The sequence below is a fragment of the Pseudomonas sp. TH10 genome, from assembly GCF_016651255.1.
GTDB lineage: Bacteria > Pseudomonadota > Gammaproteobacteria > Pseudomonadales > Pseudomonadaceae > Aquipseudomonas.
Window position 1 is genome coordinate 1 of sequence record NZ_JAEKEG010000016.1, and the last position, 25,527, is coordinate 25,527.

Here is a 25,527-nt window from a genome sequence, read left to right on the forward strand (position 1 = left end):
CCCCGCTCTGCTCGGAACCGGCAATCGGATGCCCCGGCACGAAGTGCGACGGCATGCCGCCGAACGCCTCGGTGGCCGCACGCACCACGTTGCCCTTGGCGCTGCCGACATCGGTCAGGATCGCCTGGCCCAGGTCCATGCCGGCCAACCGGACGAGCATTTTCTCCATGGCCAGGATCGGCACGGCGAGCTGGATCACGTCGGCGCCCTGACAGGCCAGCGCCAGGTCTTCTTCGCAGCGATCCACCACACCCAGCTCAACCGCCAGTTTGCGCGACTGCGGATCAAGATCGACCCCCACCACTTCGCGGCACAGGCCACTTTCGCGCAGCCCCTTGGCAAAGGAACCACCGATCAAGCCCAGGCCGACCACCACCAGGCGCCCGATCATAGGCGCCGCAGGTTGCAGTGCAGTGACATCAACCACGGGCCAGAACCTTGGTCAGCGCCTCGAGGAAGCGGCTGTTTTCGGCAGGCAAGCCGATGGTGATGCGCAGGTGGTTCGGCATGCCGTAGTTGGCCACCGGCCGCACGATCACGCCTTCACGCAGCAAACCCTGGAAGACCGGCGCCGCGACGCGACCCAGGTCCACGCAGATAAAATTGCCTTTGGACTCGATCCAGCCCAGACCCAGCTCACGGAAACCCGCTCGCAGCTGCTGCATGCCGGCTTCGTTCAGGCGTCGGCTTTCAGCCAGGTAGTCGCTGTCCTGCAACGCCGCACAGGCCGCGGCGAGGGCGAGGCTGTTGACGTTGAATGGCTGGCGCACCCGATTGAGCACATCGGCCACTACGGCGGTAGACAAACCGTAGCCAACACGCAATGCCGCCAGGCCATAGGCTTTGGAGAAAGTGCGCGAAACCAGCAGATTTGGGTAAGCGGCGAGGAAATCCAGACCGTCCGGCAGATCGCTGCCTTCGGCGTATTCGATGTACGCCTCATCCAACACCACCAACACATGCTCCGGAACATCCTGCAGGAACTCGTCCAGCGCTTCAGCGCCGAACCAGGTGCCGGTCGGGTTGTTCGGGTTGGCGATGAACACCACGCGGGTGTTGGCGTCGATGGCGGCAAGCATCGCAGGCAGGTCATGCCCCCATTCTTTGGCCGGAACCACTTTGGCCTGAGCGCCGACGGCCTGAGTGGCAATCGGATACACCGCAAAAGCGTGCTCGCTGAACACGGCATTCAGGCCCGGCGCCAGATAGGCGCGCGCCACCAGCTCAAGAATGTCGTTGGAGCCGTTGCCCAGAGTGACCTGATTCAGTTCGACACGGCACTGCTCGGCCAGCAGGGATTTCAGCGCAAAACCGTTACCGTCCGGATAGCGGGTCAGCTCGGCCAACTCTTCACGGATCGCCGCCAAGGCTTTCGGACTGGCGCCCAGCGGGTTTTCATTGCTCGCCAGTTTGACGATTTTTGCCGGATCCAGATCCAGCTCGCGCGCCAGTTCGTCCACAGGCTTGCCCGGAACGTACGGCGAAAGTTGTTGCACGCCCGGCTGTGCCAGAGCGAGGAAATTGCCACTCATGTGCTATCGCCCTTAGAGAACTGCTTTGGGGTAGGAGCCCAGCACTTTGAGTGCCACGGCTTCCTGACTGATCTTTTCCAATACACCTTTGATCAACGGATCACGGTGATGGCCGACGAAGTCGATGAAGAACACATAGGTCCATTTGCCGCTGCGCGACGGACGAGTTTCGATACGGGTCAGGTCGATACCATTGTCGTGGAAAGGCACCAGCAGCTCGTGGAGCGCGCCAGGCTTGTTGCTCATCGACACAATGATCGAGGTCTTGTCGTCACCGGTCGGCGGCACTTCCTGGTTACCGATCATCAGGAAGCGCGTCGAGTTGTCCGGACGGTCTTCGATCTTCTCGGCCAGACGGGTCAAGCCATACAGACCAGCCGCCATGTCGCCGGCAATCGCTGCCGAGTTCCACTCGCCTTTAACCCGCTTGGCCGCTTCGGCGTTGCTCGACACCGCCACGCGCTCGACATTCGGGTAATGCGCATCAAGCCACTTGCGGCACTGGGCCAAAGACTGGGCATGGGAATAGATGCGGCTGATGCTGTCGGTCTTGGTGTTTTCACCGACCAACAGGTGATGGTGGATACGCAGCTCAACTTCACCGCAGATCACCATGTCGTGTTCAAGGAAGCTGTCCAGCGTGTGGTTGACCGCGCCTTCGGTGGAGTTTTCCACCGGCACCACGCCAAAATTAACCGCACCCGCCGCCACTTCACGGAACACTTCGTCGATCGCCGCCATTGGCTTGCTGATCACTGCGTGACCGAAGTGCTTCATGGCCGCGGCCTGGGTGAATGTGCCTTCAGGGCCGAGGTAGGCCACTTTCAGCGGCTGCTCGAGGGCCAGGCACGAGGACATGATCTCGCGAAACAACCGCGCCATCTCTTCGTTGCCCAGCGGCCCCTGGTTACGCTCCATCACGCGCTTGAGCACCTGGGCTTCACGCTCAGGACGATAGAACACCGGCACTTCGCCTTCGGCCAGCGAGGCCATCTTTACTCGCGCGACTTCCTGGGCGCAACGCGCACGCTCACTGATCAGCTCGAGGACTTTGGTGTCCAGAGCGTCAATGCGAACGCGCAGTGCCTTGAGTTCTTGCTCGGACATCAGCCGTGTTCCTTCTCGAATTCAGCCATGTATGCCACCAGCGCGTTGACCGCGGTGATGTCGACAGCGTTATAGATGGAGGCGCGCATGCCGCCCACCGAGCGGTGACCCTTGAGGTTGAGCAGACCGCGCTCGTCGGCACCGACCAGGAACGGCTTGTCCAGACGGTCATCAGCCAAGCGGAACGGCACGTTCATCCACGAGCGGTCCGACTTGTTGATCGGGTTGCTGTAGAGGCCGCTGGCGTCGATGAAGTCGTACAGCGTGCGCTGTTTGACGTCGTTGAGTTGGGCGATGGCTTCAACGCCGCCCTGCTCTTTCAGCCACTGGAAGACCAGACCCGACAGATACCAGGCCAAGGTCGGCGGCGTGTTGTACATCGAACCGTTATCGGCCGCGACTTTGTAGTCGAGCATGGTCGGGCACAGCGAGCGCGCCTTGCCGAGCAAGTCTTCGCGGATGATGTTGACGACGATGCCGCTCGGGCCGATGTTCTTCTGTGCACCGGCGTAGATCATGCCGAAACGCGAGACATCAACCGGACGCGAAAGAATGTCCGAAGACATGTCGGCCACCAGCGGCACATCACCGGTTTCCGGGATCCACTGGAATTCCAGACCGCCGATGGTTTCGTTCGGCGCGTAGTGAACGTAAGCGGCGTCTTTCGACAGGTTCCACTCGTTCTGGCCGGGAATGGCGAAATAGTCGTAAGGCTTGGCGGTGGCGGCGACGTTGACGTGACCGTAGCGCGAGGCTTCTTCGATGGCTTTCTGCGACCAGATGCCTGTATCGATATAGTCGGCAGTGCCGCTTTCCGGCAACAGGTTCAGTGGAATCTGCGCGAACTGCTGGCTGGCGCCACCTTGCAGAAACAGCACTTTATAGTTCGAAGGGATATTCAGCAGGTCACGCAGGTCCTGCTCGGCCTGGGTGGCAATGGACACGAACTCATCACTGCGATGGCTCATTTCCATGACCGACAGACCCTTGCCGTGCCAATCAAGGAGTTCACCCTGGGCGCGCTTCAGGACAGCTTCAGGAAGCGCCGCAGGACCGGCGCAGAAGTTATAGGCTCGCTTGCTCACATCCAATCTCGCTCTGATTTGGTGGTAGTCACGCAATAGTACGGTGTGATCGTCCCGCGAATGGCTGGCGCGATCAACTGTAGGAGCGAGCTTGCTCGCGATGGATTCGAAGACGCCGGGTTTAATCAGAAAACCCGCGTCATCGTTGACGTCCATCGCGAGCAAGCTCGCTCCTACAGGCATCATTAATTCCAGAGAGACAAACAACAAGGGGGCGAATTTTCATCCGCCCCCTGTGTGCCCGCTTATTCCTGCGGTTCTTCGTCAGCAGCGGCATCGAGTTGCTGGTCTTCACCAGCGTCGTCGATCACGACTTCACCGTCGAACACTGCACCTTCTTCACCTTCTTCCAGTTCTTCGCCCTCGACTTCCGACGGCTCCTGAACCCGCTCCAGGCCTACCAGCGTTTCGTCGCTGGCCAGCTTGATCAGGGTCACGCCCTGGGTGTTACGACCCAGGCTGGATACTTCGTCGACTCGGGTACGAACCAGGGTGCCCTGGTCGGAAATCAGCATGATCTCCTCGCCATCGAGTACCTGAACCGCGCCAACCAGGCGGCCGTTGCGATCGTTGCTGACCATGGCGATGACGCCCTGACCACCACGCTTGTACTCAGGGAACTCGGAGATCGCCGTGCGCTTGCCGTAACCACGCGCCGAAGCGGTGAGAATCTGGCTGCCTTCTTCAGGGATCAGCATCGAAATCAGCTTCTGCCCTTCTGGCAGGCGCATGCCGCGCACGCCGCGGGCGGTACGGCCCATGGCACGTACGTCGGATTCCTTGAAGCGAGTGACCTTGCCGCCGTCGGAAAACAGCATGACCTCACGCTCGCCGTCGGTGATCGCGGCGCTGATCAATACGTCGCCTTCGTCCAGCTCCAGCGCGATCAGGCCAACGCTGCGTTGACGGCTGAAGGATTCCAGCGGGGTCTTCTTCACGGTGCCTTTGGCAGTCGCCATGAAGATGAAGTGACCTTCGGTGTATTCCTCGACCGGCAGCATGGTGGTGATGGTTTCATCAGCTTCCAGCGGCAGCAGATTGACCAGCGGACGACCACGCGCGGCACGCGATGCTTCTGGAATTTCGTAGGTCTTCAGCCAGTACACCTTGCCTTTGCTGGAGAACAGCAACAGCGTGGAGTGACTGTTGGCGACCAGCAGGTGAGCGATGTAGTCCTCATCCTTGATACCGGTGGCCGATTTGCCTTTACCGCCACGACGCTGAGCCTGGTACGCAGCCAATGGCTGGGTCTTGGCGTAGCCACCATGGGAAATGGTCACGACGCGCTCTTCTTCCGGGATCATGTCGCCCAGGGTCAGGTCGAGACGGGCATCGAGAATCTCGGTGCGACGCTTGTCGCCGTATTCGGCGCGGATCACTTCCAGTTCTTCGCGGATTACTTCCATCAGGCGCACAGCGCTGTTGAGGATGCGGATCAGCTCGCCGATCTGGTTGAGGATCTCTTGATACTCGGCCAGCAGCTTTTCGTGTTCCAGACCGGTCAGGCGGTGCAGACGCAGTTCCAGGATGGCTTGCGCCTGTTCTGGCGACAGGAAGTACTTGCCTTCACGCAGACCGTATTGCGGATCGAGGTTTTCCGGACGGCAAGAATCGGCACCGGCACGCTCAACCATGGCCACTACCGCCGAGGATTCCCAAGGCGTGCTGATCAGCGCTTCCTTGGCTTCCGACGGTGTCGGCGAAGCCTTGATCAGGGCGATGACCGGGTCGATGTTCGACAGGGCAACCGCTTGACCTTCCAGGATGTGACCACGTTCGCGGGCTTTACGCAGCTCGAACACGGTACGACGGGTGACGACTTCACGACGGTGACGTACAAAGGCTTCCAGCAGATCCTTGAGGTTGAGGATCCGCGGACGGCCATCGATCAGCGCCACGATGTTGATGCCGAATACCGATTGCAACTGAGTCTGGGCGTAGAGGTTGTTGAGGATCACCTCAGGCACTTCGCCTCGACGCAATTCGATCACGACGCGCATACCGTCCTTGTCGGACTCGTCGCGCAGTTCGGTGATGCCTTCCAGTTTCTTCTCTTTAACCAGCTCGGCGATCTTCTCGATCAGACGCGCCTTGTTCAACTGGTAAGGGAGTTCGGTGATAACGATCTGCTGACGACCACCGACCTTGTCGATGTCTTCAACCATCGAACGCGCACGCATGTAAATGCGGCCACGACCGGTGCGGTAGGCTTCGATGATGCCGGCGCGACCGTTGATGATCGCAGCGGTCGGGAAGTCCGGACCAGGGATGTATTGCATCAGCTCGTCGACAGTCAGCTCGGGATTGTCGATGAGGGCCAGGCAACCGTCGATGACTTCACCGAGGTTGTGCGGCGGAATGTTGGTCGCCATGCCCACGGCAATACCGCTGGAACCGTTGACCAGCAGGTTGGGGATCCGGGTCGGCATGACCGCTGGGATCATCTCGGTGCCGTCGTAGTTCGGCACCCAGTCCACGGTTTCTTTGTGCAGGTCGGCCAGCAGCTCGTGCGCCAGTTTGGTCATGCGCACTTCGGTGTATCGCATGGCCGCAGCGTTGTCGCCGTCGACCGAACCGAAGTTGCCCTGACCATCTACCAGCAGGTAGCGCAGAGAGAAAGGCTGAGCCATGCGGACGATGGTGTCGTACACCGCAGTATCACCGTGAGGGTGGTACTTACCGATCACGTCACCGACAACACGGGCAGATTTCTTGTACGGCTTGTTGAAGTCGTTGCCCAGCTCGCTCATCGCGAACAGTACGCGACGGTGCACGGGCTTGAGGCCATCGCGCGCATCCGGCAGTGCACGGCCGACGATCACGCTCATCGCGTAGTCGAGGTAGGACTGCTTCAGCTCGTCTTCGATATTGACCGGGAGGATTTCTTTGGCCAGTTCGCCCATGAGAAGCTCGATTCCTTTTTCTGGTGAAACCTCGTCACATCCATAGGGATCACGAAGCTCGTCGATGCAGACTGAGTGCCATGCGCCGACTTACGACAAATCAACAAGTTGAACCCTGGATTTGCGCAGTGAAGACAACCCCGTGGGACTGCCTCGGAAAACGCCGGATGCTACCACAATCGCCGCCACGCACCTATCCCCCATAAGCGCATGGTGCATAGTTAGTTGACCAGTAATCGCCTGAAAGGGGGACGAGAGAGGCTTAGAGAGTTAATGAATGAAGATTTTGTGATCGGTTTAGGCTTGTTTATTGACTTTTAGGGCTTCATCGCCAGCAGACTACCTCCCACACTGATCTCCAGTGATCACAATACCTGTGGGAGTGAAGCTGCCCGCGATGGCGCCCCGACAGACGTCAGAGCCAATCAATGCAGGCGTTTGCGGCACATCAACTGGGCCATTTTTGCGGTGTCCGGGCGCTCGACGATGCCTTTCTCGGTGACGATCGCATCGATCAGATCCGCCGGCGTCACGTCAAACACCGGGTTGAATGCTTCAACGTCCGCGCCAACGCGCTTGCCGCCCACTTCCAGCAACTCGGCTCCGTCACGCTCCTCAATCGGGATGTCGTCGCCGCTGGCCAGGTTCATGTCGATGGTCGAACTCGGCGCCACGACCATGAAACGCACGCCGTGGTGCATGGCGTTGACCGCCAGTTGATAGGTGCCAATCTTGTTCGCCACATCACCGTTGGCGGTGATGCGGTCAGCGCCGACGATCACCCAGGTCACGCCCTTGGTTTTCATGATGTGCGCGGCCGCGGAGTCGGCGTTCAGGGTCACCGGAATGCCTTCATTGGCCAGTTCCCACGCGGTCAGGCGTGAACCCTGCAGCCAGGGCCGGGTTTCGTCGGCGTAAACGCGTTCAACCATGCCTTCGATAAAAGCCGCCCGAATGACACCCAGCGCCGTACCGAACCCGCCGGTGGCCAGCGCGCCAGTATTGCAGTGGGTCAAAATTGCCTGCGCATTGCCCTGATGCTTGCGGATAAGGTCGACGCCCAGTTGCGCCATGGTCAGGTTGGCTTCGCGGTCGCTTTCATGAATGGCGATGGCTTCGGCTTCCAGCGCCGCCAGTGGATCAGCATTGTCTTTCAAGCGATCAAGGCGATCGTGCATGCGCCCCAACGCCCAGAACAGATTGACCGCCGTCGGGCGGGAGTCTGCCAGCAGGGCGAAATCCTCTTCCAGCGCCGCATACCAGTCGCCACCTTCAGCGACCCGCGCGCGGGCTGCGAGCACAATGCCATAGGCCGCACTGATACCGATGGCCGGTGCGCCGCGCACCACCATCGAGCGAATCGCCTCAGCGACGCCGGCGGCGCTGGTGTAGGCAATCCAGGTTTCCTCGAACGGCAAAATACGCTGATCCAGCAGGTGGAGCGCGCCATCTCGCCAATCGATGGCCTTTACTTTCTCCGCAGCCAACAGTCGATCGCGCATCCCTCACCCCGCACTCAGAAACAAAGCCGCCGATTATAGCGATCCCCCCGCCAAGACGCTCGGGTATACTTCGCCATCCTTTACAAAAGCCCTGGAACCGATCCTCGATGCCGAACACTGCCGCTGCGCTCGACCTGTTATTGCTGCCGACCTGGCTGGTACCTGTCGAACCCGCTGGCGTAGTCCTCAAGGAGCACGCCATCGGCATCCGCGAAGGGCGCATCGTATTTATCGGCCCACGCAGCGCAGCATTGAAGCTTGAGGCCCGCGAAGTGCGCGAATTACCGGATGTTTTGCTCAGCCCGGGCCTGATCAATGCCCACGGCCACGCGGCGATGACGCTGTTCCGTGGCCTGGCCGACGATCTGCCGTTGATGACTTGGCTGGAGAACCACATCTGGCCGGCCGAAGCCAAATGGGTCGATGAAGATTTTGTCCGTGACGGCACCGATCTGGCCATCGCCGAGCAGATCAAGGGTGGCATCACCTGCTTCTCGGACATGTACTTCTTCCCGAAGGTTGCCAGCGAGCGCGTGCACAACAGCGGCATTCGCGCGCAGATCGCGATTCCGATCCTTGATTTTCCGATTCCCGGTGCCAGCAGCGCCGATGAAGCTATTCGTCAGGGTGTCGAGCTGTTCGGTGATCTGAAGCATCACGAGCGGATCAAAATCACCTTCGGCCCTCATGCACCCTACACCGTCGGCGACGAGAACCTCGAGAAAATCCGCGTGATTGCCGAGGAGCTGGACGCATCGATCCACATGCATGTCCACGAAACCGCTTTTGAGGTGCAGCAATCGCTGGAGCAGCGCGGCGAGCGCCCCCTGGCCCGTCTCGGCCGTCTGGGCCTGCTCGGCCCACGCTTCCAGGCCGTGCACATGACCCAGATCAGCGATGACGACCTCGCGTTGCTGGTAGAAAGCAACACCAGCGTCATTCACTGCCCGGAGTCGAACCTGAAGCTGGCCAGCGGCTTTTGCCCGGTCGAGCGTTTGTGGCAGGCTGGGGTGAATGTCGCGGTCGGCACTGACGGCGCGGCGAGCAACAACGATCTCGACCTGCTCGGCGAAACCCGCACCGCCGCGCTGCTGGCGAAAGCCGTCGCCGGTTCGGCCACCGCGCTGGACGCCCATCGTGCGCTGCGCATGGCGACGCTGAATGGCGCGCGTGCGCTGGGGATCGAAACACAGGTTGGTTCACTGGAAATCGGCAAAGCCGCCGACATCGTCGCCTTCGACCTGTCTGGCCTGGCGCAGCAACCGGTCTATGACCCGGTGTCACAACTTATCTATGCCACCGGTCGCGATTGCGTGAAACACCTGTGGGTCGCCGGCAAACAACTGCTCGACGACCGCCGCCTGACGCGACTGGACGAACAACAACTGGGCGCCACCGCCCGCGCCTGGGGCCAGCGCATCAGCGGCCACACCGAATCGTAAACACCGCGGAGCAACCTCCGCGGCTACAACCCTTTTCAAGTTTTAGAGGATTGAACACATGAGCAACGTCGACCACGCCGAAATCGCCAAATTCGAAGCCCTGGCCCATCGCTGGTGGGACCGCGAAAGCGAGTTCAAGCCACTGCACGACATCAACCCGCTGCGGGTCAACTGGATTGACGAGCGGGTCAATCTGGCCGGCAAGAAAGTCCTCGACGTCGGTTGCGGCGGCGGCATCCTCAGCGAAGCCATGGCCCAGCGTGGCGCCACCGTGATGGGCATCGACATGGGCGAAGCGCCGCTGGCGGTCGCGCAACTGCATCAGCTGGAATCCGGCGTCAGCGTCGAATACCGGCAGATCACCGCCGAAGCCCTGGCCGAGGAAATGCCCGAGCAGTTCGACGTGGTGACTTGCCTGGAAATGCTCGAACACGTGCCAGACCCATCGTCGGTGATCCGCGCCTGCTTCCGCATGGTCAAGCCGGGCGGCCAAGTGTTCTTCTCGACCATCAACCGCAACCCGAAGGCGTACCTGTTCGCCATCATCGGCGCCGAATACATCATGAAGCTGTTGCCGCGCGGCACTCACGACTTCAAGAAGTTCATCCGTCCGTCCGAGCTGGGCGCGTGGAGCCGCATGGCCGGCCTGACCGTCAAGGACATCATCGGTCTGACTTACAACCCGCTGACCAAGCATTACAAGCTGGCCAACGACGTAGACGTCAACTACATGATCCAGACCCTGCGCGAGGAGTAAGCCGATGGCCATCAGAGCAGTCCTTTTCGACATGGACGGCACCCTGCTCGACACGGCGCCGGACTTCATCGCCATCTGCCAGGCAATGCGCGCGGATCGCGGCTTGCCGCCGATCAACGACAAGCACATCCGCGACGAGATTTCCGGCGGCGCCAAAGCCATGGTCGCGGTGACGTTTTCGATGGATCCGGAGTCGCCGGGCTTCGAGGCGCTGCGTCTGGAGTTCCTCGAGCGTTATCTGGTCGGTTGTGCCGTGCACAGCAAACTGTTCGACGGCATGGGCGAACTACTCGCTGATATCGAGAAGGCCAATCTGGTATGGGGTGTGGTCACCAACAAACCACTGCGCTTTGCCGAACCGATCATGCGGCAATTGGGGCTGGCCGAGCGTTCGGCGCTGTTGATCTGCCCGGATCACGTGAAAAACAGCAAGCCTGATCCCGAGCCGTTGATCCTCGCGTGCAAGATGCTTGATCTGGATCCATCGACGGTTCTGTTTGTGGGCGATGATCTGCGTGATATCGAATCGGGCCGCGATGCCGGCACAAAAACGGCGGCGGTGACGTTTGGCTACATTCATCCTGACGACAACCCGCGGCATTGGGGCGCGGACGTGGTGGTGGATCATCCGTCGGAATTGCGCAAGGTGCTCGATAGCGCGCTCTGCAGTTGCTGAAAGCTGGTTCCAGACTCTGGGGATGTGGTGTGAATGCTGACGCCTTCGCGGGCAAGCCCGCTCCCACAGGTTTTTGTTGGTGGATACGAAATGTGTGCACCTTCAATCCTTGTGGGAGCGGGCTTGCCCGCGATGGCCGCGCCGCGATCTGTTTTTGTTTTAGTCGAGGTTTTTTATGTTTGATTATTCCGCCCGCCCTGAATTGCTCAAGGACCGGGTCATTCTGGTCACCGGTGCAGGGCGCGGCATTGGCGCTGCGGCTGCGAAAACCTACGCCGCGCATGGCGCAACCGTATTGCTGCTGGGCAAGACCGAAGCCAACCTGACCCAGGTCTACGACGAGATCGAAGCCGCTGGCCACCCGCAACCGGCCGTCATCCCGTTCAACCTCGAAACCGCCCTGCCCCATCAATACGATGAGCTGGCGGCGATGATCGAAGCAGAGTTCGGCCACCTCGACGGCCTGCTGCACAACGCCTCGATCATTGGCCCGCGTACGCCGATCGAACAGCTGTCGGGCGAAAACTTCATGCGCGTCATGCAAGTCAACGTCAATGCCATGTTCATGCTTACCAGCACCCTGCTGCCGCTGCTCAAGCTGTCCCAGGACGCCTCGGTGGTGTTCACCTCCAGCAGCGTCGGGCGCAAGGGCCGGGCGTACTGGGGCGCTTACGGTGTGTCCAAGTTCGCCACCGAAGGCCTGATGCAAACGCTGGCCGACGAGGTCGATACCGTTGCGCCGGTGCGCTCCAACAGCATCAACCCGGGCGCGACCCGCACCAGCATGCGCGCCCAGGCTTACCCTGGGGAAAACCCGCTGAACAACCCGACCCCCGAAGAGATCATGCCGGTCTATCTCTACCTGATGGGCCCGGACAGTTCGGGTATCAACGGGCAGGCCTTTAACGCCCAGTGATACCGCACGTCGCCTTGCGTGCCGCGCCGGCTTTTCGCCGCGGCACCTGTCGGGCCACGCAACTGAGCCTATTTTAAGTCAAACATCCGTCGCCGGTTCCTGACCAAACGCCTTAGCCAGCGGACAACCTGTTGATTTAAAGTAATTTTTATTCAAATGAACCGAATGGCATGAGTTTCGCTCTAATTTTGCTCAGACACGCGAGTGATAGCAGATAGGGGCAGGGCTCCAGTCGATAGCTTACTAATCGTCATCAGGCAGACTAAACTTACGCCAAATGTCCTACGGGACTGATGGATCAGTATGACGCGCAGCCCATAGCCGCTCTCACCCAGCCTGTAAGACAGACTTACTGCTTAGGGGCTCACGCCATATGAAATCACCCTCCCAGACCAATGCAATTGACTTCGACAGCGCCAAATTGCAACGCCTGGGCTTTGGTCAACTGCCTCCCTTGCTGGAGCGGCCGACCAGTCTTGCGCAATTGCGTCAGCAACTGAGCCTGCAACTGCAAACCAGCCTTGAACCGCAGCGGATCCTCGGTCTTTTTTTCCGAGAAGTTCAGCGTCTCGTTCCGCTGGACGCCTTGAGCTACGTGCACCAAGGCAGCGACCTGCGCCTGGAATTCGGCGCTCGTGGTCATCATTCCGTCAGCTACAGCCTGAGCCACGAAGGCGAGCACATGGGCGAACTGGTGTTCCGCCGCAATCAGCGCTTCAACGATCAGGAACAAGGCAATCTCGAATCGCTGCTTTCGTCACTGCTCTATCCGATGCGCAATGCCCTGCTCTACCGCGCCGCCACTCAAAGCGCGTTGCGCGATCCGTTGACCGGCGCTGGCAATCGCATCGCCATGGAACAGACCCTGCAACGCGAGATCGAAATGTCACGCCGGCACCTGCAACCGTTGTCGGTGCTGATGCTCGACATCGACCATTTCAAACGGGTTAACGACAGTCATGGTCACCGCGCCGGCGATGACGTGCTCAAAGCCGTTGCCGCGTCGATCAAAGGGCAACTGCGCAATGTCGACATGGTGTTTCGTTATGGCGGAGAAGAGTTTCTGATACTGCTGTCCAACACCAGCCGTGAGGCGGCGGCAATGGTTGGTGAGCGTTTGCGTTATGCGGCGCAGGCGGCGGAGTATTACGCCGATGGCCAGTTACTTGAGCTGACTGTCAGCCTGGGATGCTCGACGCTGTTGCCGGGCGAATCGGCCGAGAGCCTGGTGCGACGTGCCGATAGCGCGCTGTATGTGGCCAAGCGTGAAGGCCGTAATCGCTTGGCGATGGCGGGCTGAGTTCGCCTGCGGGCACGCTGATCACGCGGCCCGCGGCGACTGATTCAGCGCACCGCACCCCGCAGCTCGCCCACCAGGTGTTGCAGCTTGGCCGGCTCGGCGCCCTCGACGGGCACTGCGGCCCCGGCCACCAACGTCACCCGCGACCACAAGCGACGGAACACACCCTTGTTCGGATCGCGACTGAAGAAACTCCCCCACAACCCCTGCAATGCCAGCGGAATCACCGGCACCGGCGTCTCTTCGAGAATGCGCGTCAGCCCACCCTTGAACTCGTTCATCTCACCATCAGCCGTCAACTTGCCTTCCGGGAAGATGCACACCAGCTCACCGTCCTTCAGATACTGAGCGATGCGGGTGAAGGCTTTTTCGTAGATCTGAATGTCTTCCTGGCGCCCAGCGATAGGAATTGTCCCCGCCGTGCGAAAGATAAAGTTCAGCACCGGCAGGTTGTAGATCTTGTAGTACATGACAAAGCGAATCGGCCGACGCACCGCGCCACCAATCAGCAAGGCGTCGACGAACGATACGTGGTTGCACACCAGCAACGCTGCGCCTTCATCCGGGATTGCTTCGAGGTTGCGATGCTCGACACGGTACATGGAATGGCTGAGCAACCAGATCATGAAACGCATGCTGAACTCGGGAACAATCCTGAAGATGTAGGCGTTGACACCGATGTTCAGCAACGAGACCACAAGGAACAGCTGCGGGATCGACAGTTTCGCCACGCTCAACAACACGATCGAAACAATGGCCGACACCACCATAAACAGTGCGTTGAGAATGTTGTTGGCCGCGATCACCCGCGCCCGCTCATTCTCGGCGGTACGCGACTGGATCAGGGCGTACAGCGGCACGATGTAGAAACCGCCGAAAACGCCGAGACCGAGAATGTCGATCAATACCGCCCAGGTGTGGACGAAACCCAGTACCTCAATCCAGCTGTGGCCGGTGACGCTGTCCGGGATTCCACCGGAATGCCACCACAGCAGCAGCCCGAACACGGTCAGACCGAATGAGCCGAACGGCACCAGACCGATCTCGACTTTGCGCCCGGAGAGCTTCTCGCAAAGCATCGACCCCAAAGCAATACCGACCGAAAACACGGTCAGGATCAGCGTGACCACGGTTTCGTCGCCGTGCATCCACTCCTTGGCGTAGGCCGGGATCTGCGTCAGATAAATCGCCCCGACAAACCAGAACCACGAGTTGCCGACAATCGAGCGCGACACCGCCGGGGTCTGGCCCAGACCGAGTTTCAGGGTCGCCCAGGATTGGCTGAAGATGTTCCAGTTCAGGCGCATTTGCGGCGTTGCCGCCGCCGCTCGCGGAATGCTGCGACTGGCGAGGTAGCCGAGCACGGCCACGCCGATGATCGCGGTGGAAACAATCGGTGCGTAATGACTGGACGACATCATGATGCCGGCGCCGATGGTGCCCGCGAGAATCGCCAGGAAGGTGCCCATCTCCACTAGCCCGTTGCCGCCCACCAGCTCCTCATCACGCAAGGCCTGGGGCAGGATCGAGTATTTCACCGGACCAAACAGCGCGGAGTGAGTGCCCATGGCAAACAGCGCCAGCAGCATCAACCACAGGTGGTCGAACATGAAACCCACAGCGCCTACCGCCATGATGGCGATTTCCCCGAGCTTGATCAGGCGGATCAGCGCGTCTTTGGCAAACTTCTCGCCGAACTGGCCGGCCAGCGCCGAGAACAGGAAAAACGGCAGGATAAACAGCAACGCACACAGATTGACCCAGATCGAGCGATCGCCATCAATGGTCAACTTGTACAGGATGGCGAGGATCAGCGACTGTTTGAATATGTTGTCGTTGAATGCCCCAAGAGACTGTGTCACGAAAAACGGCAGGAAACGCCGGGTGCGCAGCAAGGTGAACTGTGAGGGATGACTCATCTTCCGTGTGTCCCCGTTATGATTTTGGGTAATGAGTGGCGTGCAAACCAGTGCATACAGTACTTGGAGTGACAAATCCTGATTCAGGCCACAAATTACCTGTGTTCGCCGTTTATTTCCTTAAACCTGCAATGCAAGGTGAGACAAACAGCTCGCCGCGCCACGCGCCTTGCACCGTGCGTTTACCGACGATCAGCCACATCACCGCGAGCATGGCCACCAGCAGGCAGCCGAACAGGCTGAAGAACATCAGGTTCAGGACGCTGGCCAGTTTCAAGGTGGCCAGGGCATACACGCCGAGGGGAAAGGTGAAGCCCCACCAGCCCAGGTTGAACGGAATGCCCGCACGCAGGTAGCGCACAGTGATCAGCAGCGCAATCAGCATCCACCACAGGCCGAACCCCCACAGCGTGATCCCGGCGATCAGGCCCAGGCCGGCAGCTATTTCCCCGACACCGCCCATTGCATTGGCCCCGAAGATCGCCGGTGCATCGCCGCCCAGCAGCAACATGCCGAGCGCACCGGTACCAATGGGGCCCAGCGCCAGCCAGCTCGAAGCGGCCATGTTTTCGTGAGGCAGTTTATGCAGGGCCATGCGCAGCATCAGGATGGTCAGGATGCTGAAGGCCACTGGCAGGGAGAAGGCCCAGAGTACGTAGCTGGTCACCAGCACCACCAGCTGCGAATGTGCGTCGGCCAGGTGCGGCGCGAGCAAGCCACCACTGGCCGCGGCCACCTCCGCCGCAACCACCGGCAACAGCCAGACGGCGGTCATCTGGTCGATGCTGTGCTCTTGCCGGGTGAACATCATGTAGGGAATCAACACCCCGCACGCCAGCGCCATCGCCACGTCCAGCCACCACAGCACCTCGGCCAGTTGAATCACGCCCTCACCCCAGCGCGGCAAGCCGAACACCAGGAAACCGTTGATGATGGTCGCCAGGCCCATGGGAATGGTGCCGAAGAACATCGATACCGTGGAATGCCCGAAGATGCGCCGCGCCTCGTGAAAAAACCACGTCCAGCGCGCCGCATACAGCACGGTGAACAACGCGAACAAACCGATATTGAACAGCCACAGCGCTTCGGCTGCAGCGCGCAGGCCCGGCAGGTTAAATGGCAGCTGAGCAAGCGCCAGGGCCAATACGCCGGTGCCCATGGTGGCGGCGAACCAGTTCGGCGTGAACTGGCGAACGACTTCGCGGGGGTGCTGCAACTGAGTGAAGGGCTTGAGGGTGGTGCATGTCATGGCGAACTCCTGTCCTCTGGTGAGGTTGAGTCCATGGTAGAACCGAATCGAATATCTATATAACGGGTAATATCTCTAACTGTTATCTGTTTTGCAGATATAGGCCATACCGATTACCGGACCTCGCTACACACTTTCACTGGCGGCTGGCGCACCAGCGCAAACAACGCCCCCAGCGCCAGTATTATCAATACCGCACCATAGGCGTCGGTGGAGGCCACCAGGCCGAAGGTGCGAGTCAGGCTGCCGGCCAGCAACGCCGGCAGGCAGAACGCCAGATAGCTGAGCACGTAGAACGCCGACATTAACCCGGCCCGCTCGTGGGGCAAGGCCAGCGGTACGAGGCTGCGCACCGCGCCAAGAAAACCCGCGCCAAAACCGCACCCTGCCACCAGGGTGCCGACAAAGAACAGCGCCAGGCTGGCAGTGTGCACGGCGATCAGGATCAACGCGACGCCGGCTGGCAGCAGGGTGGCGCCCAGTTGCAGCACCTTGTCGCCTGGCCGGTTGCGCAGGCAGTAGATCATCAGGGCTCCGGTCACCGTCAATGCCGCAACCGTCGCACCGCCAATCAGGTTCGACGTGGAGCCGGTCGCGGTGCGCACCAGCGAAGGGGCCAGGGATGCGTAGAAACCACCGAGGGCCCAGACCGCTGTGTTGATCGGCAACACCATCCACAAGGTGCGCCGGGCCTGGGGCGGCACATGCAAGGTCGGCCGCAACGACGCCCAGGCACCGGTTTGTCGGCTGACGCTTTCCGGCAAACGCCAGACATACAGCGCCTGCAACACAAACAACGCCAGCAACAGCCAGTACGTCAGTTGCAATGGCGCCGGGGCGAATTCGGCCAGCAGCCCACAACCCATGCCGCCCAGTGCCATGCCCAGCAACGGCGCCACACTGTTGATCAACGGCCCTTGCTGGCGATTGGCATCCAGCAATGCGGCGCTCAACACCGCCGTGGCCATGCCGGTGGCGAAGCCCTGCAGGACGCGGGCGGCAATCAACCAGGCAACCGAGTCGGCCTTGATAAACAGCAGCATCGCGAGGATGTTCAGCATCACGGCGGTAAAAATCACCGGCTTGCGCCCCAGGAAATCCGATAGCGACCCCACGGTGAGCAACGCGACGAGCAAACTGATGGCGTAGACCCCGAAAATCACGGTCAAGGTAGCCGCTGAAAAATGCAGATGCTCCTGATACAGGTGATACAGCGGCGTCGGTGCCGTGGAAGCCGCGAGAAAACTCAGTAAGGTAATCGCCAGAAACCACAGGCTGGATCGATGGGACGCAAGGCTGGTCATGTGCACACTCCGCAAAAGCTAATTTTTTGCTTTTGCGGAGTGTGCTCTCGGCTTGCTCTTAAAGCAAATTCTTTGTGTTAAGGTCTGCCCCATGGCTATTAGAGAAGGTTTACGCCCAGGCGGCCGCAGTGCCCGGGTGCAAGAGTCGATACATTCGGCAGTCCACGCGCTTCTGCAAGAGCAGGAGCGCTCAACCGTGACCGTCCCGCAAATAGCGGCGCGCGCGGGGGTTACGCCGTCGACGATCTATCGGCGCTGGGGCGATCTGGCGGCGTTATTGGCTGACGTCGCCCTCGCCCGCATGCGCCCGGACATCGAGCCAGCAGAAACCGGCAGCTTGCGCAGCGATATTCGCGCCTGGGCCGAACAGTATCTCGACGAGATGAGTTCCGAGCCCGGCCGCAACATGATGCGCGACGTGCAGGCGAGCGCGACGCCGGGGTATTGCGTGACGATTATTGGCGCGCAATTGCAGACGATCATTGAGCGGCATCCCGATGAGCAGGCGCCGAGCGTTGATCGGCTGATCAATTTGCTGGCGGCACCGACCGTGTTTCGCATCCTGTTTTCAGCGGCGGCGCTGGAGGTGGAGGAGTTGCACCAGTTGGTTGATATTGCGCTGGGGCAGTGACACGGGCCTGCATACGGACTGCGACACCCCGCCGCTCCACGACCTTGGTCGACACTGACTAACCGCCCCGCGCATGCGAGACTGTCCGCCCGGGCAGGAGTGCCGGGAGGTCTTCTGTCAGGAGTGTTGCATGTCGTTGTCCAGCGGGCTGATCGCCGCCGTCGCCCTGGCCTATATGGCCATCATGTTCGCCATCGCCTTCTACGGCGACCGTCGCAGCGCACCTTTGCCGCCGCGTATGCGTGCCTGGGTGTACAGCCTGTCGCTGGCGGTTTATTGCACCAGTTGGACATTCTTCGGCGCGGTCGGCCAGGCCGCCGAGCAACTATGGTCATTCCTGCCGATTTACCTCGGGCCGATCCTGCTGTTGGTGGGCGCGCCGTGGGTTCTGCAAAAAATGGTGATGATCAGCAAACAGGAAAACATCACTTCCATCGCCGACTTCATTGCCGCGCGCTACGGTAAATCGCAAACCCTGGCGGTGGTGGTCGCGCTGATCTGCCTGGTCGGCGTTCTGCCTTATATAGCCTTGCAACTCAAAGGCATCGTTCTCGGCGTCAACCTGCTGATCGGTGCCGGTGCCGACGCCATGGGCACCCGCGCCCAGGACACTGCATTGATTGTGTCACTGGTGCTGGCACTGTTCACCATTGTGTTCGGCACTCGCAACCTCGACGCCACCGAACACCACCGCGGCATGGTGCTGGCCATTGCCTTTGAATCGCTGGTCAAGCTGTTCGCCTTCCTCGCGGTGGGTGCGTTCGTGACTTATGGTTTGTACGACGGTTTCGAAGACCTGTTTGACCAGGCCATGCTGGCCCCCGCCTGGAGCAGTACTGGAAGGAGACGATCAACTGGCCATCGATGATCGTGCAGACCGGGGTGGCGATGATGGCGATCATCTGCCTGCCCAGGCAATTCCACGTGACCGTAGTGGAAAACATCGACCCGCAGGATCTGCGCCTGGCCAAGTGGGTGTTTCCGGCCTATCTGGCCCTGGCCGCGCTGTTTGTCGTGCCGATCGCCCTGGCCGGGCAGATGCTGCTGCCCAGCTCGGTGCTGCCGGATTCGTTCGTCATCAGCCTGCCGCTGGCCCAGGCCCACCCTGCCCTGGCGCTGCTGGCGTTTATTGGCGGTGCCTCGGCGGCGACCGGTATGGTGATCGTGGCGAGTGTCGCGCTGTCGACCATGGTTTCCAACGACATGCTGTTGCCATGGTTGCTGCGGCGCAACAATGCCGAGCGCCCGTTCGAAGTGTTCCGCCAGTGGATGCTGTCGGTACGCCGGGTCAGCATTGTGGTGATCCTGCTGCTGGCGTACGTCAGCTATCGCCTGCTGGGCTCCACCGCGAGCCTGGCGACCATCGGCCAGATCGCTTTTGCCGCCGTGACGCAACTGGCCCCCGCCATGCTGGGCGCACTTTACTGGAAGCAGGCCAACCGCCGCGGCGTCTTCGCCGGCCTGGCCGCCGGGACCTTTCTCTGGTTCTACACCCTGGTGCTGCCGATCGCGGCGCACAGCCTGGGCTGGTCGCTGAGTACCTTCCCCGGCCTGGCCTGGCTGCAGAGCAATCCGCTGAATCTGCCCATCACTCCACTGACTCAAGGGGTGGTGCTCTCGCTGGTGGGCAACTTCACGTTATTCGCCTGGGTCTCGGTACTGTCGCGCACACGGGTGTCCGAACACTGGCAGGCCGGTCGATTCATTGGCCAGGAAATCAGCGCCCGGCCAAGCGCACGCTCGATGCTGGCGGTGCAGATCGACGACCTGCTGCAGCTGGCCGCACGCTTTGTCGGTGAGGAACGTGCCCGCCAGAGTTTCATCCGCTTCGCCTATCGCCAGGGCAAAGGCTTCAACCCGAACCAGAATGCCGACGGCGAGTGGATCGCCCACACCGAGCGCTTGCTGGCGGGCGTGCTGGGTGCCTCGTCGACTCGCGCCGTGGTGAAAGCGGCGATCGAAGGCCGCGAGATGCAACTCGAGGATGTCGTCCGAATCGCCGACGAAGCCTCCGAAGTCCTGCAATTCAACCGTGCGTTGCTGCAAGGCGCGATCGAGAACATCACCCAGGGCATCAGCGTGGTCGACCAGTCGCTGAAGCTGGTGGCGTGGAACCGGCGCTACCTCGAACTGTTCAACTACCCGGACGGTTTGATCAGCGTCGGCCGGCCGATTGCCGACATCATTCGGCACAACGCCGAGCGCGGCCTGTGTGGCCCGGGTGAAGCTGAAGTGCACGTCGCCCGCCGCCTGCACTGGATGCGCCAGGGCCGCGCCCACACGTCCGAGCGGCTGTTTCCGAATGGCCGGGTGATCGAGCTGATCGGCAACCCGATGCCCGGTGGCGGCTTCGTCATGAGTTTCACCGACATCACCGCGTTCCGTGAGGCCGAACAGGCGCTGACCGAAGCCAATGAAGGCCTGGAACGCCGGGTGACCGAACGCACCCACGAACTGTCGCAACTCAACGTCGCCCTCACCGAGGCCAAAGGTACCGCCGAGTCTGCCAATCAGTCCAAGACGCGCTTTCTCGCGGCGGTCAGTCACGACCTGATGCAGCCGCTGAACGCCGCACGACTGTTCTCCGCCGCCCTCTCCCACCAGGATGACGGCCTGTCCAGCGAAGCACAGAAACTGGTACAGCACCTGGACACCTCGTTGCGCTCTGCCGAAGACCTGATCAGCGACTTGCTGGACATTTCCCGCCTGGAAAACGGCAAGATCAACTCCGATTCGAAGCCGTTCGAGCTCAATGAGCTGTTCGACGTGCTGGGTGCGGAGTTCAGAGGCACTCGCCAGGGACCAGGGCCTGAAGTTCCGCGTGCGCGGCAGCAAGTTGCGGGTCGAAAGCGACATCAAATTGCTGCGGCGCATTTTGCAGAATTTCCTTACCAACGCTTTCCGTTATGCCAAAGGCCCGGTGCTGCTGGGCGTCCGGCGACGCCGGGGCGAGGTGTGGCTGGAGGTCTGGGATCGCGGGCCGGGCATTGCCGAGGACAAGCAGAAGGTCATTTTCGAAGAATTCAAACGCCTGGACAGCCATCAGACTCGCGCCGAGAAAGGCCTGGGCCTGGGCCTGGCGATTGCCGACGGCCTGTGTCGGGTTTTAGGCCATCGCCTGCAAGTGCGTTCACGGCCGGGGCGTGGCAGTGTGTTCAGCGTGTGCGTGCCTTTGGCCCGGGCGCAGGCGGCGTTGCCGGTCAAGACTGCCGAGCTTAACGGCAAATTGTTGAGTGGCGCCCAGGTGCTCTGCGTCGACAACGAGGACAGCATCCTTATCGGCATGAACAGCCTGCTGACCCGCTGGGGCTGCCAGGTGTGGACTGCGCGCAATCGCGATGAGTGCGCGGCCCTGCTCAGCGAAGGGATGCGCCCGCAACTGGCGCTGGTCGATTACCACCTGGACGACGGCGAAACCGGCACCGAATTGATGGCCTGGCTACGCACTCGTCTGGGCGAGCCGGTGCCGGGGTGGTGATTAGCGCCGATGGTCGGCCGGAGATGGTCGCCCAGGTGCATGCGGCGGGGCTTGGGTACCTGGCCAAACCGGTTAAGCCGGCGGCGCTGAGGGCGTTGTTGAGCAAGCATTTGCCGCTTTAAAAAGATCGTCCGAACGCGGACGATCTTTGTCCTATTCCGGCAACTCCGCCAACCCATCCACATCCGTCATCGCCCGCTCCAGCAGATCCGCCGGCAGGCTCTTGCTCGCCCGAGCGCCCAGCAATTTCAGCTGTTCACTGCGGCTGACCAGGTTGCCGCGCCCTTCTGTGAGTTTGTTGCGCGCGGAGCTGTAGGCCTTGTCCAGTTGTTGCAAGCGATTGCCGACTTCGTCCAGGTCCTGAATGAACAAGACGAATTTGTCGTACAGCCAGCCGGCGCGCTCGGCAATTTCCCGGGCGTTCTGGCTTTGGCGCTCCTGCTTCCAAAGGCTGTCGATCACCCGCAGCGTTGCCAGCAGCGTGGTCGGGCTGACGATGACGATGTTGCGGTCGAACGCCTCTTGAAACAGGCTCGGCTCAGCCTGCAAGGCGGCCGAAAACGCCGCTTCGATCGGCACGAACAGTAAAACGAAATCCAGGCTGTGCAAGCCGTCGAGACGCTTGTAGTCCTTGCCGGACAAGCCTTTGACATGGGTGCGCAGGGACAGCACATGTTGCTTGAGGGCGATCTGGCCGATGGCCTCATCATCAGCCGCCACGTACTGCTGGTAAGCCGTCAGGCTGACCTTGGAGTCGACCACCACCTGCTTGTCGCCCGGCAAGTAGATGATGACGTCCGGCTGGAACCGCTCGCCGTCAGGCCCTTTGAGCGTGACCTGGGTCTGGTACTCGCGGCCTTTCTCCAGGCCCGCGTGTTCCAGCACCCGCTCAAGGATCAGCTCACCCCAGTTGCCCTGGGTTTTCTGCCCCTTGAGTGCGCGGGTCAGGTTGGTGGCTTCGTCGCTCAACCGCAGGTTCAACTGCTGCAGGCGCTCCAGCTCCTTGGCCAGCGAGAAACGCTCCCGCGCCTCAGCCTGGTAGCTTTCTTCGACACGCTTTTCGAATGACTGGATGCGCTCTTTCAGCGGATCCAGCAACTGGCCCAGGCGCTGCTGGCTGGTCTCGGCGAACCGCTGCTCGCGCTCATCGAAGATCTTGCCCGCCAGTTCGGCGAACTGGGCACGCAACTCATCCCGCGAGCCCTGGAGGTCGCTGAGCCGCTGCTGATGGCTTTCCTGTTGTTCGCGCAGCTCGGCATGCAGGGAAGCGGCTTGGGCGTCGAGACGGCGCAGCTCAGCCTCTTTGCCAGCACGCTCGATGTTCCAGGCATGCGCGGCGTCCCGGGCGTCGTCGCGCTCGACCTGCAACAGTTCGACTTCGCGGCGCAGCGCGGCCAGCTCGGCCTGCCTGGACGTGTTGATCTGACTGAGGTCAGCGATTTCATCGCGACTGGTTTCCAGCTGGGCGTTCAGGCCATCCTGCGCCAGCAGGGACATCGCCAGCCGCTCCTGCAGCAATGCCACTTGCGCCTGCGTCACGCTGGCGCGGCGCTGCAATTGCCAGGCTAATACCAACAACGGCAGGGCAGCCCCCGCAAGACCAAGCAAAATGCTGGTCAAGTCCATAGCCATAGCCGCTCCTGCCGATGAGATAAAGCTTGAAGGTTAACCAAGGCGTCAGAGCTTGGACAGCTCAGTCTTCGATGAGGCCCAGTTCCTGTTGCGCACGTAGGTCGCCGGCGCGGGCAGCCTGGCGCAACAGGTCGTGGCCGATACGTCGGTCACGGGCATTGCCACACTCGCGGCACATCAGCTGGCCGAGGCGGCTTTGTGCAGCCACAACGCCTTCGCGCGCCGGTTGCTTGAGCAGGCGGCCGGCGAGGTGCTTGGCATTATGGCTGTCACTCAGGCGCGGGCTGTCGAGTAGCCATTCGGCCACACGCACGGAAAATCGCTTGGGCGGGGTAACAGGAGGGAGTTGTGAGGTAACAGAGTCTGATACTGAGCGAAACTTCATAAAGCACTGTGGGACAGATCGGAAGGCGCGCCACTCTACTCTCTTTTTCTTACAGGTAAAGTCGAAAAATAACCCGGCACGCCCGTGCTAGAGCAAGCGCTCGGGACAATCCACAGAAGCTGTGGATAACTCAGTGGACAACCGTCCTTCAACCCTCGCAAAGCCTTGTAGAATGGGGCCCGCAGTCAAACTGACGATTTTTTCACCAACAAAAAAAAGCGATGTTTTTCATTGACTTAAACTTTCGATGCAGGCAGCCACCGGGGTCAGGTTTGGTGTGACAGCGTTGTTACAGCTCGCGCAACTAATGTGCACAAGTACCTGTTACCCGGTTATATCGATGCGCTTTTTCGGGTCGTTTTGCGCTACGAACCTGTTGATTACTCGTTCACAACCCTTGATCCAGGCCGGTCTGGGGCCAAGCCTGCGTGCTCAACCAGCGGTCGGATTCTGTGCTACTGCACAGCGCACCCGACCAATGGCCATGCCTGAAAAATCGGTTCGATTGTGCTCGCCACGGTTTCTTTGCTTATACCCCTTCCATTACCAATATTGTTTTGTTACTATCCGCGGCGTTAGTACCAAGCTGAAAGTCAATTCCGGTCGAACACATCCCCACGGTCAGCCTTCTTCCAAGAAGCCCCTACCGAAAACAGCGGGAACGACCCCTCGATGGTTTCCAGGTAAATCTTGCGACAGCACTGCCTTTGATAAATGCAAAGGGTGTTGCGAAGGCCACTTACTCTGACCGAACCAACCTGCAAATTGATCAGGATCTTCACCCCGGGCCCAGAACCTTTGCCCTTGATGTGTTGCCTGCCCTCCTAAGTACCTACCTGCCAGCCCAAGCGCGCCAACTTATAAGCGCTTCAAACTGGCTGCTTTGTTCCAGTCGGGTTCTTCGTTCGACCAATGGTGGTCGACGTTACTGGAACGTTTTAACGTTGCACGGTTCTTATCCGTGTCATTTGTAGGAACACCTAATAACTATGTCTACTCAAATCCATACTCAGGATGCCATTCGCACCCTAACCAACGCTTTTGCTCCGATGAACTGCCTGATCATGGCCGCTCGCAAAGGCTGCTTCAGCTTCACATTGGTCAACGAACACGGTATCGCCCGCCACAGCGAGCGTCTGTACCCAGATCAATACTCCAGCGCTGAACCGCTGCAGGCCGTGATCGAGCGTACCCGTCAGGCACTGGTTGCCTGATACGCCAGAAAGACTGAAACATCAAAAGCCTCGCTTAAAACGCGGGGCTTTTTATTGCCTGATATTTCCCTTCCAGCCGCCAAAGCTTAAGCACCAACCGATATAACGGTTATAACTGGCCGACGGAAATATTTTAAAAACAGGCCTTTACGTCGCGAATATGACACTACACTTCAACTCAAGCGGCTTGATCCGCTTCCGGCGAGCCTGAACCGATCCATCGCTGCCAAGGCCCCCTTTCAGGTATCGCCGACCACTTCCGCTCCGAGGGCTTTATGGGTATCGCTGCCAGCGAACTGTGCCGCTATGTGATTCGTCCGACCTTGCTCTACCTCGGACGCCATAGCGCAACTGCCGAATCCCTGCTGCTGGGTATCGCCGCCAGCCAGTCAGCCCTTGGTTCCGCCCTGCACGACCGCCGGGGCCACGGCTGAAGCGGCGCACGAAAACGCGAAAAAGCGTTTCACGATAAATGCGAAAACCCTGGCGACCTGC

At 60.5% G+C, this 25,527-nt stretch carries 18 protein-coding genes and 2 pseudogenes; 9 read left to right on the top strand and 11 right to left on the bottom strand.

The features are described from left to right. From JFT80_RS01925 to mtnA, 6 genes are all read right to left on the bottom strand, one after another. A partial coding sequence (locus JFT80_RS01925; RefSeq protein WP_201146756.1) for a prephenate dehydrogenase/arogenate dehydrogenase family protein occupies nt 1-391 on the bottom strand: 391 nt, incomplete at its 3' end. A 28-nt stretch (nt 392-419) separates the two neighbouring features. Next, nucleotides 420-1,532 carry a histidinol-phosphate transaminase gene (gene hisC, locus JFT80_RS01930; protein ID WP_201146744.1) on the bottom strand — a complete coding sequence of 371 codons (1,113 nt, stop codon included), beginning with the start codon at nt 1,530-1,532 and terminating at the stop codon, nt 420-422. A gap of 12 nt (nt 1,533-1,544) precedes the next feature. Continuing rightward, on the bottom strand, nt 1,545-2,639 hold the full coding sequence (gene pheA, locus JFT80_RS01935; protein WP_016770924.1) for a prephenate dehydratase: 1,095 nt from the start codon (nt 2,637-2,639) through the stop codon (nt 1,545-1,547). Then, complete coding sequence (serC, locus tag JFT80_RS01940; RefSeq protein WP_201146745.1) at nt 2,639-3,724, bottom strand: 3-phosphoserine/phosphohydroxythreonine transaminase; 1,086 nt, start codon at nt 3,722-3,724, stop codon at nt 2,639-2,641. Before serC ends, pheA begins: the two co-directional genes overlap by 1 nt. Before the next feature lie 245 nt (nt 3,725-3,969). Then, entirely contained in the window at nt 3,970-6,627 is a 2,658-nt protein-coding gene (gyrA, locus tag JFT80_RS01945) for a DNA gyrase subunit A (RefSeq protein WP_201146746.1), read from the bottom strand. Nucleotides 6,628-7,052: 425 nt separating this feature from the next. Continuing rightward, nucleotides 7,053-8,129 carry an S-methyl-5-thioribose-1-phosphate isomerase gene (mtnA, locus tag JFT80_RS01950; protein WP_201146747.1) on the bottom strand — a complete coding sequence of 359 codons (1,077 nt, stop codon included), beginning with the start codon at nt 8,127-8,129 and terminating at the stop codon, nt 7,053-7,055. A 107-nt stretch (nt 8,130-8,236) separates the two neighbouring features. Here mtnA and JFT80_RS01955 point away from each other — a divergent pair, with 107 nt between their 5' ends. The 5 genes from JFT80_RS01955 (at nt 8,237) to JFT80_RS01975 (ending at nt 13,220) form a co-directional block, all read left to right on the top strand. Continuing rightward, on the top strand, nt 8,237-9,571 hold the full coding sequence (locus JFT80_RS01955) for a TRZ/ATZ family hydrolase (protein WP_201146748.1): 1,335 nt from the start codon (nt 8,237-8,239) through the stop codon (nt 9,569-9,571). Nucleotides 9,572-9,629: 58 nt separating this feature from the next. Next, the gene (ubiG, locus tag JFT80_RS01960; protein ID WP_007908399.1) at nt 9,630-10,328 is read left to right on the top strand and encodes a bifunctional 2-polyprenyl-6-hydroxyphenol methylase/3-demethylubiquinol 3-O-methyltransferase UbiG; all 699 of its coding nucleotides are present in this window, start codon (nt 9,630-9,632) and stop codon (nt 10,326-10,328) included. 4 nt (nt 10,329-10,332) lie between these two features. Continuing rightward, complete coding sequence (mupP, locus tag JFT80_RS01965; RefSeq protein WP_201146749.1) at nt 10,333-11,004, top strand: N-acetylmuramic acid 6-phosphate phosphatase MupP; 672 nt, start codon at nt 10,333-10,335, stop codon at nt 11,002-11,004. Nucleotides 11,005-11,179: 175 nt separating this feature from the next. Then, on the top strand, nt 11,180-11,920 hold the full coding sequence (locus JFT80_RS01970; RefSeq protein ID WP_122838018.1) for a YciK family oxidoreductase: 741 nt from the start codon (nt 11,180-11,182) through the stop codon (nt 11,918-11,920). Nucleotides 11,921-12,293: 373 nt separating this feature from the next. After that, nucleotides 12,294-13,220: a GGDEF domain-containing protein gene (locus JFT80_RS01975; protein ID WP_201146750.1), complete on the top strand. Its 927-nt coding sequence runs from the start codon at nt 12,294-12,296 to the stop codon at nt 13,218-13,220. A gap of 44 nt (nt 13,221-13,264) precedes the next feature. On the opposite strand, the gene JFT80_RS01980 is transcribed toward JFT80_RS01975, so the two are convergent. The 3 genes from JFT80_RS01980 to JFT80_RS01990 all read right to left on the bottom strand — a co-directional run bounded on the left by JFT80_RS01980 (nt 13,265) and on the right by JFT80_RS01990 (nt 17,692). Beyond that, entirely contained in the window at nt 13,265-15,139 is a 1,875-nt protein-coding gene (locus tag JFT80_RS01980; protein WP_201146751.1) for an MFS transporter, read from the bottom strand. A 112-nt stretch (nt 15,140-15,251) separates the two neighbouring features. Further along, the gene (locus JFT80_RS01985; protein WP_201146752.1) at nt 15,252-16,388 is read right to left on the bottom strand and encodes a TDT family transporter; all 1,137 of its coding nucleotides are present in this window, start codon (nt 16,386-16,388) and stop codon (nt 15,252-15,254) included. 113 nt (nt 16,389-16,501) lie between these two features. Further along, nucleotides 16,502-17,692 (bottom strand): MFS transporter, encoded by a 1,191-nt coding sequence (locus tag JFT80_RS01990; protein ID WP_201146753.1) that lies wholly within the window; start codon nt 17,690-17,692, stop codon nt 16,502-16,504. 91 nt (nt 17,693-17,783) lie between these two features. Here JFT80_RS01990 and JFT80_RS01995 point away from each other — a divergent pair, with 91 nt between their 5' ends. After that, a complete protein-coding gene (locus tag JFT80_RS01995; RefSeq protein ID WP_201146754.1) occupies nt 17,784-18,323 on the top strand; it encodes a TetR/AcrR family transcriptional regulator in 540 nt (179 codons plus the stop codon). 130 nt (nt 18,324-18,453) lie between these two features. Further along, nucleotides 18,454-21,923: pseudogene (locus JFT80_RS02000) on the top strand (NahK/ErcS family hybrid sensor histidine kinase/response regulator). Between the two features lie 31 nt (nt 21,924-21,954). On the opposite strand, the gene rmuC reads toward JFT80_RS02000, so the two are convergent. Both rmuC and JFT80_RS02010 read right to left on the bottom strand, forming a co-directional pair. Next, a complete protein-coding gene (gene rmuC / locus JFT80_RS02005; protein ID WP_201146757.1) occupies nt 21,955-23,319 on the bottom strand; it encodes a DNA recombination protein RmuC in 1,365 nt (454 codons plus the stop codon). 175 nt (nt 23,320-23,494) lie between these two features. Further along, nucleotides 23,495-23,818, bottom strand: coding sequence for a sel1 repeat family protein (locus JFT80_RS02010; protein ID WP_201146755.1), 324 nt, complete (start codon nt 23,816-23,818; stop codon nt 23,495-23,497). 989 nt (nt 23,819-24,807) lie between these two features. On the opposite strand from JFT80_RS02010, the gene JFT80_RS02015 reads away from it, so the two are divergent. Both JFT80_RS02015 and JFT80_RS02020 read left to right on the top strand, forming a co-directional pair. After that, on the top strand, nt 24,808-25,032 hold the full coding sequence (locus tag JFT80_RS02015; protein ID WP_007898912.1) for a hypothetical protein: 225 nt from the start codon (nt 24,808-24,810) through the stop codon (nt 25,030-25,032). A gap of 275 nt (nt 25,033-25,307) precedes the next feature. Continuing rightward, nucleotides 25,308-25,463 (top strand): annotated as a pseudogene (locus tag JFT80_RS02020) (hypothetical protein); the annotation flags it as partial. Nucleotides 25,464-25,527: the final 64 nt, after the last annotated feature.